The sequence below is a fragment of the Paraburkholderia sp. RL18-101-BIB-B genome (assembly GCF_046026985.1).
GTDB lineage: Bacteria > Pseudomonadota > Gammaproteobacteria > Burkholderiales > Burkholderiaceae > Paraburkholderia.
This window is the reverse complement of sequence record NZ_JARESV010000071.1, coordinates 1-14364: the sequence shown is the minus strand read 5'-3', so window position 1 is coordinate 14364 and position 14364 is coordinate 1. Positions and strand designations below refer to the sequence as shown.

14 protein-coding genes and 2 pseudogenes are annotated in these 14364 nt (G+C 62.0%); 13 read left to right on the top strand and 3 right to left on the bottom strand.

Annotation, left to right across the window (positions count from 1 at the left end; genetic code table 11):
• Nucleotides 1-51: 51 nt before the first annotated feature.
• Together P0D73_RS42705 and P0D73_RS42700 are read left to right on the top strand one after the other, a co-directional pair.
• The gene (locus P0D73_RS42705; protein WP_408182183.1) at nt 52-639 is read left to right on the top strand and encodes a BPSL1445 family SYLF domain-containing lipoprotein; all 588 of its coding nucleotides are present in this window, start codon (nt 52-54) and stop codon (nt 637-639) included.
• Nucleotides 640-989: 350 nt separating this feature from the next.
• The gene (locus P0D73_RS42700) at nt 990-2093 is read left to right on the top strand and encodes an AI-2E family transporter (RefSeq protein ID WP_408289613.1); all 1104 of its coding nucleotides are present in this window, start codon (nt 990-992) and stop codon (nt 2091-2093) included.
• 103 nt (nt 2094-2196) lie between these two features.
• On the opposite strand, the gene P0D73_RS42695 is transcribed toward P0D73_RS42700, so the two are convergent.
• Nucleotides 2197-3198: an AraC family transcriptional regulator gene (locus P0D73_RS42695; protein ID WP_408182187.1), complete on the bottom strand. Its 1002-nt coding sequence runs from the start codon at nt 3196-3198 to the stop codon at nt 2197-2199.
• A 254-nt stretch (nt 3199-3452) separates the two neighbouring features.
• Between P0D73_RS42695 and P0D73_RS42690 the strand changes: the two genes are divergently transcribed.
• The 9 genes from P0D73_RS42690 (at nt 3453) to P0D73_RS42650 (ending at nt 12352) form a co-directional block, all read left to right on the top strand.
• Complete coding sequence (locus P0D73_RS42690; RefSeq protein ID WP_132383167.1) at nt 3453-4508, top strand: beta-keto acid cleavage family enzyme; 1056 nt, start codon at nt 3453-3455, stop codon at nt 4506-4508.
• Nucleotides 4509-4663: 155 nt separating this feature from the next.
• Complete coding sequence (locus tag P0D73_RS42685) at nt 4664-5983, top strand: MFS transporter (RefSeq protein WP_408182188.1); 1320 nt, start codon at nt 4664-4666, stop codon at nt 5981-5983.
• Between the two features lie 113 nt (nt 5984-6096).
• Nucleotides 6097-7077, top strand: coding sequence for a quinone oxidoreductase family protein (locus tag P0D73_RS42680; RefSeq protein WP_408182190.1), 981 nt, complete (start codon nt 6097-6099; stop codon nt 7075-7077).
• A gap of 10 nt (nt 7078-7087) precedes the next feature.
• Nucleotides 7088-7936: a TauD/TfdA dioxygenase family protein gene (locus P0D73_RS42675; RefSeq protein ID WP_408182191.1), complete on the top strand. Its 849-nt coding sequence runs from the start codon at nt 7088-7090 to the stop codon at nt 7934-7936.
• Nucleotides 7937-7943: 7 nt separating this feature from the next.
• The gene (locus tag P0D73_RS42670) at nt 7944-8504 is read left to right on the top strand and encodes an RBBP9/YdeN family alpha/beta hydrolase (protein WP_408182193.1); all 561 of its coding nucleotides are present in this window, start codon (nt 7944-7946) and stop codon (nt 8502-8504) included.
• Between the two features lie 184 nt (nt 8505-8688).
• Nucleotides 8689-9045 (top strand): Rieske (2Fe-2S) protein, encoded by a 357-nt coding sequence (locus P0D73_RS42665; protein ID WP_408182195.1) that lies wholly within the window; start codon nt 8689-8691, stop codon nt 9043-9045.
• Between the two features lie 41 nt (nt 9046-9086).
• Nucleotides 9087-10715: a 3-(methylthio)propionyl-CoA ligase gene (locus P0D73_RS42660; protein ID WP_408182197.1), complete on the top strand. Its 1629-nt coding sequence runs from the start codon at nt 9087-9089 to the stop codon at nt 10713-10715.
• A 92-nt stretch (nt 10716-10807) separates the two neighbouring features.
• Nucleotides 10808-11953 (top strand): porin, encoded by a 1146-nt coding sequence (locus tag P0D73_RS42655; protein ID WP_408182199.1) that lies wholly within the window; start codon nt 10808-10810, stop codon nt 11951-11953.
• A gap of 30 nt (nt 11954-11983) precedes the next feature.
• Complete coding sequence (locus P0D73_RS42650; protein WP_408182201.1) at nt 11984-12352, top strand: BON domain-containing protein; 369 nt, start codon at nt 11984-11986, stop codon at nt 12350-12352.
• A gap of 349 nt (nt 12353-12701) precedes the next feature.
• Here P0D73_RS42650 and P0D73_RS42645 read toward each other — a convergent pair.
• Nucleotides 12702-13018 (bottom strand): annotated as a pseudogene (locus P0D73_RS42645) (IS3 family transposase); the annotation flags it as partial.
• Nucleotides 13019-13178: 160 nt separating this feature from the next.
• Here P0D73_RS42645 and P0D73_RS42640 point away from each other — a divergent pair.
• A complete protein-coding gene (locus P0D73_RS42640) occupies nt 13179-13391 on the top strand; it encodes a DUF2964 family protein (RefSeq protein ID WP_408182203.1) in 213 nt (70 codons plus the stop codon).
• Between the two features lie 14 nt (nt 13392-13405).
• Here the strand turns inward: P0D73_RS42640 and P0D73_RS42635 are convergent, their stop codons facing one another.
• Nucleotides 13406-13777, bottom strand: coding sequence for a hypothetical protein (locus tag P0D73_RS42635; RefSeq protein WP_408435788.1), 372 nt, complete (start codon nt 13775-13777; stop codon nt 13406-13408).
• Between P0D73_RS42635 and P0D73_RS42630 the strand changes: the two are divergent.
• Nucleotides 13763-14364 (top strand): annotated as a pseudogene (locus P0D73_RS42630) (IS6 family transposase); the annotation flags it as partial. The gene P0D73_RS42635 and the pseudogene P0D73_RS42630 overlap by 15 nt on opposite strands.

The following is a 14364-nucleotide window of genomic DNA, read 5'->3' as shown; positions in this document are numbered from 1 at the left end:
GCGAGACTCACGCACCGGGGATTTACCTCGGAAACACAATGGAGGTCGATGATGAACAGACGGAATTTTGTACTAAAAGTAGCGGCTGTCAGCACCGCGGCGAGTTTGACGCTCGCGGGCTGCTCCGTGACGCCGGGCAGCGGCAAAAGCCCTGAAACCGATGCATCGAAGCGCCAGGCGATCGACGCGAGTGTTGACGGTACGTTGAGCCGGCTTTTCGCGACGATCAAGGGCTCGCACGAACTCGCAGCGAAAGCCCAAGGCATCCTTGTGTTCCCGGATGTGAAGAAGGCGGCCTTCATTGCTGGGGCAGAGTATGGCGAAGGCGCATTGCGTGTGGGTGGCACGACAGCGGGCTACTACAGCACAGCGGCTGCTTCATTTGGATTCCAGGCCGGTGCCCAGTCGACGGCAGTCATTTTCATGTTCATGACGCGGGACGCGCTCGACAAGTTCCGCAACGCGGCTGGGTGGTCGGTTGGCGGCGACGCGGCGGTGTCAATCTTGAAAGTGGGTGCGAACGGCACAATCGACACGACATCAGTCTCCTCGCAGGTCGTGGCCCTCGTGTTGACCAATGCCGGGCTGATGGCGGACGCTTCGCTCAACGGCGCCAAGGTGACAAGGCTGAATCTGTGAAAGTGAAACGCGGCCTGCCCCAGATACGCCAGCCTGCCTGACCGGTAGTGACGGGCGCGGGGCTGGCGGAGCGCCGCGCGTCCGGTGCGGACGACGTTCGGGCGTACGAATGCGCCGCGGGCCCGGTCGTCGATCAGCCCGCCACGCGGACGTAGCCGGCGGCGCATCTACCCGCACGGAAGCGGTCGCGATATCCGTCACGCCCAGCATGAACAACTCGCTGGCGATGAATCGACTATCTTTCAGAGAGATGGGTGCAGTGGCATGGTTCTGTTCCGACTACCATGGTTATGGGCGTGCCCTGGATTGTCGCCAGCAGATCATCGAGGCGACCTGCTGGGAGACAAGTTATGTTGCTCACACCGATTACCGAACGGGTGTTGTCCAGGCAATTGCTCGATGTTCTGATCCGTGCCGGACTCATTGCCGTTCTGGCTGTTTTCTGTTTCCGGATCTTCGCCCCGTTCCTCAACCTCATGGTCTGGGCGCTCGTCCTCGCGATCACGCTGTATCCGCTCCAGGTCAGACTCAGGCGTACGCTTGCCAACAAGGACGGCCTGATCGCCACTCTGATCATTCTGGTTGCGTTTGCCGTCATTCTCGTGCCGACCTATATGCTGGGCGTTGCGGTGGCCGACTCGTTGGAGAGCGTGGTGGCCGTCATCAAGAGCGGCAGCTTTCACATTCCTGCGCCGGCCGATTCGGTTGCCAGTTGGCCGCTGGTCGGGCAGAAGGTGCACGACTTCTGGCAACAGGCCTCGACGGACCTCACCGGTCTCGCGCACCGGTTCGCACCTCAGCTCAAGGAAGCCGGACTTGCATTGCTCGCCACGGTCACCGGCCTGTCGGCGGGACTGCTGATCTTTTTCGTCGCGCTGATCGTCGCGGGGATTCTGATGGCTCACGGCGAGACAGGTCATAAAAGCGCGGCGCAGATCGCTGCGCGCATCTCCGGTCCCGAGACCGGCCCGCAGATCACGGAGCTCTGTACGGCCACGATTCGCGCCGTGGCACAAGGCGTGGTGGGGATCGCGTTTATCCAGATGTTGTTGATTGGCATCGGCTTCGTGATGATGGGCATTCCCGGTGCGGGCCTGCTGGCGCTCGCCGTGCTGCTGATCGGCGTCATGCAGTTGCCGGCCACGCTGATCACGGCGCCTGTGATCGTCTTTGTCATCGTCACCGAGGGTGTCAGTACCACGACGATCATCTTCGCGGTCTACGTGTTCGTCGCGGGGCTCGTCGACAACGTGCTCAAGCCATTGCTACTGGGACGCGGCGTCGCCGTGCCGATGCCTGTCGTGCTGATCGGCGCGCTCGGCGGCATGGTATCGGGCGGCGTCATCGGCCTGTTCATCGGTCCAGTGATGCTTGCGGTCGGGTATCGACTGTTCTGGCGATGGGTGAAAGACCAATCCGGTCCCGAGCAGCCGAAAGAAGAGCGGCAGGCCTGATGCTGCCTGGGCCGATCGGTGGACGTGAGGCGCGTGCTGAGTTGGGCATCGAGGTTGCCGGCCGCTAGCCGCGGGTACAACAGAGCGACGGTCGGCGGCGCCATCATTTCAGATGGCTGTTGCGCCAGTTGCGCGGGGTCACGCCGAAGCGTGAATTGAACCAGTACGTGAAGGAGCCCTGCTGTGAATATCCGAGCAACGCCGAAACCCGCCCTATCGGATAGCGCGGGTTGCTCATGTAGCGCACGGCAAGTTCGCCCCGAACCTCGTCCACCAGACTCGAGAAGCTCGTATGCGCCAGTTCGAGCTGGCGCTGCATGGTGCGAACGCTCAGACGCAAATGGCGGGCAACCAGTTCGACCGTGGCCTGCTCAAGGGGCAGCAGCAGGTAGATTGCCTTGCGCACTTCCAGCGCGGTCGAATCGGCACCCGCCACGTTGAGCGAGTCGGCGAGGCTCTCGGCATAGCGCACCAGTTCCGGGTCAGCGGAGGGATTCGGGTAGTCGAGATCGGCGGCCGCACACACGAAACCGTTGAAATCGCTTCCGAACTCCAACGTGCAGCCGAAGAACCGTCGATGAAACGTCAGGTCTGCCGGCCCTTGGTGAACGAAATGGACCGAACGCGGTTTCCAGTGATTGCCGAGCAGGGCGCTGGAGTGGCGCCCGAGCACGCCGACCGCGAGTTCGATCGCCTGCTTCGTCGGAGTGCCCGGTTCGACCACCAGTTCTTCCCGGATGGTGACCGATTCACCGGCGTCCTCGACGTGCATGGCGAGGGCTTCGTTCAGCAGATGCCGGTATTGGGCCGCGGCCAGCAGCACCTCGCGAAGCGTGCGCTTATGCGCGAGCAGGACATTGATCACACCAGTACCGAACTTTTGCCGCGTCCCGGCCATCTGCAGCGCGAAAGTCGGGCACGACGCCTTTTCGGCCGTCAGTTCCAGCAGCCGGCACGCGGCTGCTGCCGGAATGCGATCGTCCGGATTCGCAAGCGCCGCGGTATCGATCCCGACCTGCTTCGCCAGCTCGACCGGGTTCAGACCGACCCGCCGCGTCACATCGAAATAGCCGCTCATGGCTACCGCGCGCAACATCGTTTCCATCGCTATGTCTCCGCTCACCTGTCGCCGGCAGCGTCCCTGTGCCCGTGTCCATGTCTGCTGATTAGATGCCTGCCGCACGTACCGGTGTTAACGCGTAGTGGCATGAATTCCGAAAAGAATGGCGCCGTATCGTAAAAGTGTAGCGCAGGATTGCCGTATCGTGCATCTCAACGGTTCATCATGTTCCGACCAGTTGTCAAGCGGCCAGCCGTGTCGCGAGCGTCGGAATACCCGTCACCCTATTGGAGAACACGATGCAATTCCTCGACGATTCGCTGCACCCCGAGAACCAGGACAAGGTTGTGATCACAACCGCTCCGTACGGCCCGGAATGGATGCCGGAGGACTTTCCTGAAGACATTCCGGTGACGATGGAAGAGCAGATCCAGAAGGCCGTCGACTGCTACAACGCCGGCGCGACCGTCCTGCACCTGCACGTGCGCGAACTGGATGGCAAAGGCTCGAAGCGCCTTTCGAAATTCAACGAGCTCATCGCCGGCGTGCGAGCGGCTGTGCCGGACATGATCATCCAGGTGGGCGGCTCGATCTCGTTTGCACCGGAAGACGACGGCCAGGCGGCGAAGTGGCTTTCCGACGACACGCGTCACATGCTGGCCGATCTCGACCCGAAGCCCGATCAGGTGACGGTCGCGATCAACACCACGCAGATGAACATCATGGAGTTGCTCTATCCGGAGTACTTGGAAGGCACCTCGTTGTCCAACCCTGCGTTCATGGCCGCTTATAGCGAGATGACGGTTCCCGCCGGCCCGGCATGGGTCGAGGAGCACCTGCGCCGCCTGCAGGCTTCGGGTATCCAGCCGCACTTCCAGCTCACGGGCATCCATGCGCTGGAGACACTCGATCGCCTGGTGCGCAAGGGCATCTACAAGGGGCCGCTGAACCTGACGTGGATCGGTATCGGCGGTGGCTTCGACGGCCCGAACCCGTTCAACTTCTTCAACTTCGTGCACCGCGCGCCGGATGGCTGCACGCTCACGGCCGAGTCGCTGCTCAAGAACGTGTTGCCGTTCAACATGATGGCGATGGCCATGGGCCTGCATCCTCGCTGCGGGATCGAAGACACGATCATCGACGCGCACGGCAACCGGATGACGTCGGTGCAGCAGATCGAACAGTGCGTGCGTGTGGCGCGCGAACTGGGCCGCGAGATCGCCTCCGGCAAGGAAGCGCGCGACATCTACCGAATCGGCGTGCAGTACGAAACGGCCGACGAGACACTCGCGGCCAACGGCATGACACCGAATCGCAAGGCCGGCGTGAAGAACCTGCCGCTGCGCGCGGCGTAAGGGATTGGAGCGCGGCAGACGTTTCGTGGATGCCGCGTTTTAGAAGGTAAGGCCCGCCGGCATCCCGGTGAGGGCCGCGCGGTATCCATAAAGGCCGCCTTTGTCCTGCTGGGCAAAGGCGGTCACCAACGAGTTGAACACGAAGGAGACGACTCATGTTCACGCATGCCGAGCCTACGACTGGCAATATTTCGACGGCGCAAAAAGACGTGCGCGCGTATGCATGGGTGGTATTTGTTTTGACGGTCGGGTTGCTGCTCTCCGACTATATGTCGCGACAGGTCCTGAATGCGGTGTTTCCCATGCTCAAGGCCACATGGCACCTGTCCGACACGCGGCTGGGTTCGCTGAGCAGTGTGGTCGCGCTGATGGTCGGCGTGCTCACGTTTCCGCTGTCGGTGCTCGCCGACCGCTGGGGCCGCGTGAAGAGCATTGTCCTGATGGCGGCGATCTGGAGTCTCGCGACGCTCGGCTGCGCGCTTTCGACGAACTATGGCGAGATGCTGCTCGCGCGCGCCTTCGTTGGGATCGGTGAAGCCGCCTATGGCAGTGTCGGCATCGCGGTCGTCCTGAGCATCTTTCCGGCACGGCTGCGCTCCACGCTCACCGCAGCGTTCATGGCCGGCGGCGCTCTCGGTTCAGTGCTGGGCATGGCGCTGGGCGGGGCAGTCGCGGCTCACCTGGGCTGGCGCGCGGCGTTCGGCGCGATGGCGGCCTTGGGGATCATACTGGTCGTCATCTACCGGTTTGCCATCACCGAAGAGCGGCTCGCGCCGCTGCAGCCGGCAAACGCGCGCCGTCAGACACAGGGCGCCGGTATGCGCTTGAGCTTGCGCAGCTTGATGCAGGGACTCTTTTCGACCAAGTCGGTCGTGTGTGCCTACGTCGGCAGCGGCATCCATCTGCTGGTTCCGGCGGCCGTATGGGCGTGGATGCCCAGCTTCCTGAACCGCTACTACGGCATGTCCACTGGCAAGGCGGCCATGAGCGCGTCCGCGTTCGTGCTGGCCACCGCTTTCGGCATGGTGGTGTGCGGAAATCTGACCGACCGGCTCAGCAAGCATGGGCGGGAAAGGAAGTGGAGCGCTGCCGTCGCCTTCTGCCTGCTCTGCTTCGTGCTGCTGATGGTCGGTTTCCGGATGCCGCCGGGTCCGGCACAACTGATCGTGATCGGCGCCGGCATGTTTTTCTGCGCAGGCGCGACCGGCCCCTCGGGGGCGATGGTTGCGAATCTCACCCCACCGTCGATCCATGCGTCGGCGTTTGCCACCCTGACGTTGGCGAACAATCTGCTGGGGCTGGCACCCGCTGCCATCCTGACGGGCATCGTGGCCGACCGGATCGGGCTCGTCGGCGCGTTGCAACTCGTGCCGTTTGCACCCCTTGTCGCGGCGGTCGCTTTCTACATCGGCAAGCGGACCTATGGCGCCGATGTCGATCGCGTGAGTGCCCTGCGTGAACAGGCCGGGGGCTGACCCGACGGTCCTCCGCGAGCTTTAAACCTGGCGGGTGCGCCTGAGAGCAGGTCGGGCAGCCCCATCACAGGCCAAATAAATTTGCAGTTCGAGTAAAGGATAGGAGATTCGATATGGCAAAAGCAGTGCGTTTCCATGAAACCGGTGGTCCCGAAGTCTTGCACTATGAAAACGTTGAAGTGGGCGACCCCGGCCGCGGACAGGTCCGCTTGCGCCATGAGGCAGTGGGCCTGAATTTCGCCGACACCTACTTCCGCAGCGGCCTGTACCCCGTGCCGCTCCCTGCGGGCATGGGTGTCGAGGCTGCCGGTGTGGTCGAGGCAATCGGCCCCGACGTGACCAACGTCGCAGTCGGCGATCGCGTGACCTACACCGGCTTTCTCAACACACTCGGCGCGTACAGCACTGAACGCCTCGTCCCGGCGGCGCCGCTCATCAAGCTGCCGGATGCGATCTCCTGCGAAACGGCTGCCGGCATGACGATGCGAGGTCTGACCTCGTCGTACCTGATGCGCCGCATTCACGATTTCAAGGCGGGCGACACCATCCTGCTGCATGCCGCCGCCGGCGGTGTCGGCCTGATTGTGTCGCAATGGGCGAAGCTGCTGGGTCTCACCGTGATCGGCACGGTTTCGAATGAGGCCAAGGGCGAGATGGCCCGTGCGCATGGCTGCGACCACATCGTCTACTACGGACGGGAGGACGTCGCGAAGCGCGTGCGCGAACTGACCAACGGCGTCGGCGTGAACGTCGTGTTCGACAGCGTCGGCAAGGATACCTTCGAGGCGTCGCTAGATTCGCTCAGGCGCCGTGGCCTGATGGTCTGCGTCGGCACGGCGTCGGGGCCAATCCCGCCGTTCAATCCCCAGCTTCTGGCGATGAAGGGCTCGCTCTACCTGACGCGCCCCGCGCTGGCGGACTACATCGCCGACCCCGCGGAAAAGGACGAACTCGCCGGCGAACTCTTCGGGCATGTCGCCGCAGGCCGCATCAAGATCGAACTCAACCAGCGTTACGCGCTGGAGGACGCGGCGCAGGCCCACCGCGATCTTGAATCGCGCAAGACGACTGGCTCGTCAGTCTTCGTCATCTGAGGAGAACACCATGCGAGTCGAACAATTGACATGCGCCATCGGCGCCGAACTGGTCGGCGTGAATCTTGCCGACGCCGTCGACGATCACGGCCTGTTTGCGGAGATCCGTGCGGCGCTGCTCAAACACCGGGTGCTGTTTCTGCGCGACCAGGACATCTCGCGCGCCGAGCATCTTGCGTTTGCGCGCCGTTTCGGCGAGCTGGAGGACCATCCCGTCGCCGGCAGCGACCCGGAGCATCCGGGCCTCGTACGCATCTACAAGAACCCGGATCAGCCTAACGACCGGTATGAAAACGCGTGGCATGCGGATGCCACCTGGCGCGAGGCGCCGCAGTTCGGCGCTGTCCTGCGCTGCGTGGAGTGCCCGCCCGTCGGCGGCGACACGATGTGGGCAAACATGGTGCTCGCCTACGAGAACTTGCCGGACCACATCAAGGCCCAGATTGCAGATCTGCGCGCCCGCCACAGCATCGAGGCGAGCTTTGGTGCCGCGATGCCGATCGAAAAACGTCTCGCTCTTAAGGCGCAATTTCCGGATGCGGAGCATCCAGTTGTGCGCACGCACCCGGAGACCGGTGAGGAGGTGTTGTTCGTGAGTGCCTTCACCACCCATTTCACCAATTACCACACGGCGGCGCGCGTGCGCTTCGGGCAGGACGCCAATCCGGGTGCGGGTGACCTGCTGCGCTATCTCATTAGCCAGGCGTACATCCCCGAGTACCAGGTCCGCTGGCGCTGGAAGCCCAACAGCATCGCGATCTGGGATAACCGCAGCACACAGCACTACGCCGTGATGGATTACGCGCCGTGTCACCGCAAGATGGAGCGCGCCGGAATTGTCGGTGACAGGCCGTACTGATTGCATCATGACTCTCGATATGACACCAACCATCCTGATGGTGCCGGGCTTGCGCGACCATGTCGCGGAGCATTGGCAAACACTGCTGGAGCGGATGCTGCCCAAGGCCGCCTCAGTGCCGCCGCTCGAGCGCGACAAGCTCAGTCGCGCGGCGCGCGTCGCAGCGCTCGATGCCGCGCTCGCGAAAATCCATGGCCCGGTGATCCTCGTCGCGCATAGCGCGGGCGTGATGATCACGGTGCACTGGGCCCAGCAACACAGCCGCAGGATTCACGGCGCGCTGCTCGCCGCTCCTGCCGACCTGGAGACGCCGCTGCCGGCGGGCTATCCGGCCATCGATGAACTGGCCCAGAACGGCTGGCATCCGGTTCCACGCAAGCCGCTGCCGTTCCCGAGCATCGTCGGCGCGAGCCGCAACGATCCGCTCGCGCAGTTCGAACGTGCCGCGACGATGGCGAAAAACTGGGGCAGTCGTCTCGTCGACCTTGGCGAAGTCGGTCACCTGAATCCGGCCGCAGGGTTTGGTGAATGGGCGATGGCGCAGACGCTGATCAATGAGCTTGTCTGATCAGAACCGGACCTGCACAGCCAGATCGGGACGCGAGCGAGCGGGCCTTCCCGGAGCGAAACCTTCTTCGACTTCATCTGCCCGCGGTGCCTTATCGGCAAGCGCAATCCGGATGAGGCCGTGTCCCGCTCGCAGCGATGCTGGCAGTCATGGTGTTTGCAGTCCAAAGCTAGAGGAACAGGAAATGTCACGTCAGATACCGGTTGGAGTGGTCGATGAACTCGCGCCAGGCCAGCGCAAACTGGCCTTCGTCGATGGCCGCAGCATTGTCCTGTTCAACATCGACGGCACGATCCACGCCATCGACAACGCATGTCCCCACAACGGGGCCTCGGTCGCAAGCGGTCAGCTCGAGGGGTGCGTGCTGCGCTGCCCGGCGCACGGTCTGCGCTTCGACGTGCGCACCGGCTGCATGCCGGGCGTAGGCGGGTTGAGCCTGACGACGTTCCCGGTTCGGGCCGTCGACGGGAAGCTGGTCGTGAGTCTCGAGGACCCGGCCGCCGGTCCCGCGCCGGCACCGGTGGGCAATTCGGCGCCGTGATCCGGGCCGTGCGGGAACATACAGCTATTTAGGGGAACAGAATGCAAGGTTTGATGATGCAGCAACCGCTGCTGGTTGCTTCGCTGCTCATGCACGCGGAACGCCATCACGGCGACCAGGAGATCGTGTCACGACGGGTCGAAGGCGACATTCACCGGTATCGGTACCGGGATTTTGCGCAACGCGCGCGCCGCATGGCAAATGCCCTCGCAAGCCTCGGCATCGAGCCGGGCGAGCGGGTAGGGACGCTGGCGTGGAACGGCTACCGGCACATGGAGCTGTATTTCGCCGTGTCCGGGGCGGGGTCCGTATTGCATACGCTCAACCCCCGGCTCCACGTCGACCAGCTCGCGTACATCATCGAACATGCGGAAGATCGCGTTGTGTTCTTTGACCTGACGTTTCTGCCGCTGATCGAGAGCGTCGCTTCGCGGGTCAAGAGTCCGAAGGTCTTCGTTGCCATGACCGATCGCGCGCACATGCCGCGAGACCATGGGCTGCCGGCGAGGCTGCTGTGCTACGAGGATCTCGTCAACGGTCAAAGCGACGTTTTCGACTGGCCTCTGCTGGACGAAAACAGCGCGTCATCGCTGTGCTACACGTCCGGGACGACCGGCAATCCGAAGGGGGTGCTATACAGCCATCGCTCGACCCTGCTGCACACGTACGCGGCGGCGCTGCCGGATGCGCTGAACTGTTCGGCGCGCGACGCGATCCTCCCGGTCGTGCCGATGTTCCATGTCAACGCGTGGGGACTGCCGTATATCGCCTGCATGGTGGGTGCGAAGCTGGTGTTTCCGGGGCCGGCGCTGGACGGCCAATCGCTCCATGAACTGATCGAGGACGAACAGGTCACGCTTTCGGCCGGCGTGCCGACAGTCTGGCAGGGACTGCTTGCGCATGTCGACGCGATCAAGGGTTCGTTCTCGTCGATGAAGCGCACGATTATCGGCGGCGCTCCCTGCCCGACAGCGATGACGGCGGCGTTCCAGGAGCGCCATCACGTCGACGTCTTGCATGCATGGGGTATGACGGAATTGAGCCCGGTTGGCACCGTCTGCAGTTTCAAGGCACATCAGGTGTCTCTGCCCGCGGCGCAACGCTACGCGCTTCAGGCGAAGCAGGGGCGTCCGGTGTTCGGCATCGACATGAAAATCGTCGACCTGCAAGGCAACGCGTTGCCGTGGGACGACACCGCGACTGGCGACCTTCTCGTGCGCGGTCATTGGGTCACGCGGGAGTATTTCAGCAGTGACGACACACCGGCGCTGCGCGACGGCTGGTTCCCGACCGGCGACGTCGCCAGGATCGATCCCGACGGCTTCATGCAGATTACGGATCGCAGCAAGGACGTCATCAAATCCGGCGGCGAATGGATCAGTTCGACCGACATCGAAAACGTCGCGTACCTGCACCCCGAAGTCACGACGGCGGTATGCATCGCCGCGCGGCATCCGAAGTGGGACGAGCGGCCGCTGCTGCTGATCGTGAGGAAGCCGGGCAGCACGCTCGCCGCGGACGAACTGCTCACGTTCTTTGACGATCGGGTTGCGAAGTGGTGGAAGCCGGACGCCGTGTTGTTCGTCGACTCGGTTCCGCTCGGTGCCACGGGCAAGGTGCTCAAGAACCGCCTTCGGGATCAGTTCGGCGACTACTACCTGCCGGCCTGAGATACCTGCGTGGCAACAACACAGTTTCATTCGAACAACAAGTCATAAATTGCCGGGTCTACCCGGCGCGCCCCACACTCGGAGGAGACGTAATGAAATTAAAATCGTATAGCTCGGCAGTGCTGCTAGTGTTTTCCGCGGCGGCCCATTCCCAGTCGTCGGTTACGCTCTATGGCGTACTCGATACGGGACTTCTGTATCAGAGCACCTCGGCCGCAACCTTCCTGCCGAACGCGCGTAACCTGGGGCATGTCTATCAGCTCAAGGACGGTGGAATCTATTCCAGCTTCTGGGGCCTGAAGGGAAGCGAGGACATCGGCGCCGGCTACAAGATCACGTTCAAGCTGCAAGGCACGTTCAACACCACGAATGGCAGGTTCGGGCTGTCCGACACGCCCGGCACGACCGCGATCTTCAACCAGTTTGCGACAATCGGCGCAACCGGACCGTTTGGCACGTTCGACGCCGGCCGGCAGATCATCCCGATGATCTACGCCATGGCGGAAACCGACGTACGCGGCGCGCAGTATTTCGGCAGTATTCTCACTGCGTGGCTGGGCGTCAATCAGGCAGCCGGCTGGCCCGGCACCAGCACGAACGCTCCAATCGGCGCCCTCTATGACAGCAACGCGCTGGTCTACAATTCGCCGAAATTCTATGGCGCGTCGCTTGCGCTCGAGTACGCGCCGGGTGGCGTCGCGGGACAGTTCCAGGGCGGCACGCGTGAGTCGGCTGTACTCAAGTATTCGAATTACGGTCTGAACCTGTCCGCTGTGTATTACAACGGACATGACACCAATCCGTTTCCGCAGAACTTTCCGGCGGCTCCGGCCGTGCCTGCGACAGGCGAGAGCAATAACCGTTTCTATTATTTCGGTGCGATGTATACGATCAGCGGGTTTTCATTATCCGCCTCGTACGCCATCGGCAAAAACCCCGCGAAGAGCAATACCGTCGACTTCGAAATGGCGTCGGGCGGCCTCGGCTACCAGTTCAATCCGCGCTTCAAGATCACGTCCGGCTACTACTACCTGAAGGACCGGAACAATTCAGCGAATCACTCGAGCGAATTCGCAGTGGGTGCCGAATACAACCTGTCCCAAAGGACCAAGGCATACGCGCAAGTCGGCTATGTCGACAACAAGGGGACGATGAACCAGACGATCATCTATGGGAATCCGGTTGCACCGGGTGTCTCCACCACTGCGGCCATGGTCGGCATTCGCCATAGCTTCTGATCCCGTCACCTTCATGAACCGGAGTAATCTATGAAAGCAATCACACTCGCGCTGGTGGCCGCCGCATTCGTTGCGGTATCCACGACGGCGTGGTCCCAGACCGGTGAAGCAGCCAGTGCGCAAGGTGCGTCCGCGACGGCGGCATCGGGCTCCGTGGCTCCCGCGGGCAGGAAAGCGGACCGTGCCCTGCGCCGCAGGATTTATGCCGCCTTCGGGAAGGACAAGGAGATCAGCGCCGGAGACATCAGTGTCATCGCGAAAGACGGCGCGGTGACACTGAATGGCGCGGTCACGGAAGCTGCCCAGATCGGCAAGGCCGAGGCGATCGCCAGGGGCGTTCCAGGAGTGACGTCGGTGACCAACAAGCTGACGGTGAGGAAGCCGCTTGGCGGCATGTAAGCTGCAATAGCCAGGCACATGGAGTACGGCGAGGCCGAAGACAACTGGCCGCGCCGGCTTCTACCCATCAAGGGCGACACCCGATCAGGGGGCTTCGCGCAGCCATTGACTCATGACGAGATGATCGTATTTGCAAGGACTTCGTCCGAGAGGCAAAGGCACGGTTCGATTTTTTTGACGCTCGACGCGACCCTGTTTGTCGAGTAGAAATGCGTTGCACATGGCGTCCAGAACCGGCGGAAGCCTATCCTGCCATGCCTTGTTTTCACGTCTCTAGCGAAAAGAACGGGCGTCGCAGTGAATCTGCTCGCTCGTCTCGCACAAATAAGCTGCGCCGCTGAAAGCGTGGATCCTTGATCTGCCGAGCTTTGATCCAGCCATGCAGGAACTGAACTGGCGGTACGAAGCCGAATGACAAATGACGTCGACTGCGCTAATAAAACACTACCAGGTATTCGAACAGGTTCGCCGCGACTTCCTGATGGGTGCGATAGTGCGTTAGCAGGCACCCGTTCGTTCTTTAGGCTGTTAATGAAGCTGTTCATCAGTACATTTCCAACAATTACCCTTGCCGTTCATCGAGCAGCGCATCCGCTGGAAGTCGAGGCTAGCAGATTGGGTGCCTCCGTCCGAATGATGCCGCGCGCCGGGTTCAGGCCGACGCTGGACCCTCCAGCAGATTCTGCGCGGCACGCAGCTTGTGTTTCGAGTCCGTCACGACACGATAGCGACGCTTGTGGCCCGGGTCGAAGGACAAAGGCAGGCAAAGGCCGCAATAGCGAACTAATATGTTTTGGGAAACCGGTCGCAAATGTTGGAGGTCCCGATGAAGAAATCGGAAAGACGGGTTGCGATTGCGTTAGTGGGCATCGCCATCTGGCTCGGTGGTCTCTATTTCGCCATTACCGGACTGGTCTATGACCGCAGCATGGAATACCGGTACGGCGCGCTCGCCATTTTCGTTGGCGTGGCGATCGCGGTCATTGCGCTGAACCTGATTTCGATTCCCGGCTTGCCGCGCAAGAAAAAGCAGACCTAGCAATAGCAGCGTGCTCACTGCGCACCGAATGCCGGCGCAGGTGTGGTTTCGTTTTTCTTTTTCGTCTGATCGCGCGTATCGCTCTTCGCTTCACGCGTCTTTTTCTGCGCTGCCCGCCGCGTGTCCTGTATCTGCTTCGTCGCCGCGGCGCCTGTTTGTGCGTAGAACCCGCTCATATCGTTCGCCAGACGGGAGTTCTGCGCATCGCATTGCGGCGCTGCGAGCCGCTCGATACGCAACCGGATCACCCTCGCAATCCACGCATAGTAACGGGCTGTGTTGCAGTAAGAGATGACCGGTGGAATTCCAGCGATACAAAGTTGCTGCTGAGAGAATCGACGAAAACGCTGATCCCGCCGTTGGCCAAGGTATTGAAACGCTTGCACTATCCACTGGAGGTGATTCTGACGTGCGTGCGCTGGTACGTCGCCTATTCGCTGAGTCTGCGGCATCTTGAAGAAATGATGGCCGAACGTGGAACGTCGGTCGATCATTCGACCGTGCGCCCTCTGGGCGCTCAAGCTGTTGCCGGTACTGGAGAAAGCGTTTCGTCGTCGCAAGCGGCCAGTTGGAAAGAGCTGGCGAATGGATGAGACGTACATACGCGTCAAGGGCGACTGGAAATATCTCTATCGGGCCGTCGACAAGGACGGTAACGCCATCGACTTCCTGGTGCGCGCCCAACGGGACAAGACTGCAGCCCGGCGTTATTTTGAGAAATCGATCGCCCAGAATGGCGTCCCGGAGACGGTGACCATCGACAAGAGCGGTGCCGATCTCGCGGTGCTCGAAGCCATCAATGCGGATCGTGAAACGCCTGTCAAGATCCGCCAGTCCAAATATCCCAACAACCTCGTCGAGCAAGACCATCGGGCGATCAAGCGGCGCACCCGACTCATGCCGGGGTTCAAGACTTTTCGCTGCGTCCGGATTCTTCCTGGCGGCATCGAAGTGATGCATATGATCGCCAAAA

Bases quoted from the DNA above. Each gene is read 5' to 3' on its own strand.
- P0D73_RS42705 (WP_408182183.1), top strand. From the start codon at position 52: ATGAACAGACGGAATTTTGTACTAAAAGTAGCGGCTGTCAGCACCGCG.
- P0D73_RS42700 (WP_408289613.1), top strand. From the start codon at position 990: ATGTTGCTCACACCGATTACCGAACGGGTGTTGTCCAGGCAATTGCTC.
- P0D73_RS42695 (WP_408182187.1), bottom strand. From the start codon at position 3,198: ATGGAAACGATGTTGCGCGCGGTAGCCATGAGCGGCTATTTCGATGTG.
- P0D73_RS42690 (WP_132383167.1), top strand. From the start codon at position 3,453: ATGCAATTCCTCGACGATTCGCTGCACCCCGAGAACCAGGACAAGGTT.
- P0D73_RS42685 (WP_408182188.1), top strand. From the start codon at position 4,664: ATGTTCACGCATGCCGAGCCTACGACTGGCAATATTTCGACGGCGCAA.
- P0D73_RS42680 (WP_408182190.1), top strand. From the start codon at position 6,097: ATGGCAAAAGCAGTGCGTTTCCATGAAACCGGTGGTCCCGAAGTCTTG.
- P0D73_RS42675 (WP_408182191.1), top strand. From the start codon at position 7,088: ATGCGAGTCGAACAATTGACATGCGCCATCGGCGCCGAACTGGTCGGC.
- P0D73_RS42670 (WP_408182193.1), top strand. From the start codon at position 7,944: ATGACTCTCGATATGACACCAACCATCCTGATGGTGCCGGGCTTGCGC.
- P0D73_RS42665 (WP_408182195.1), top strand. From the start codon at position 8,689: ATGTCACGTCAGATACCGGTTGGAGTGGTCGATGAACTCGCGCCAGGC.
- P0D73_RS42660 (WP_408182197.1), top strand. From the start codon at position 9,087: ATGCAAGGTTTGATGATGCAGCAACCGCTGCTGGTTGCTTCGCTGCTC.
- P0D73_RS42655 (WP_408182199.1), top strand. From the start codon at position 10,808: ATGAAATTAAAATCGTATAGCTCGGCAGTGCTGCTAGTGTTTTCCGCG.
- P0D73_RS42650 (WP_408182201.1), top strand. From the start codon at position 11,984: ATGAAAGCAATCACACTCGCGCTGGTGGCCGCCGCATTCGTTGCGGTA.
- P0D73_RS42640 (WP_408182203.1), top strand. From the start codon at position 13,179: ATGAAGAAATCGGAAAGACGGGTTGCGATTGCGTTAGTGGGCATCGCC.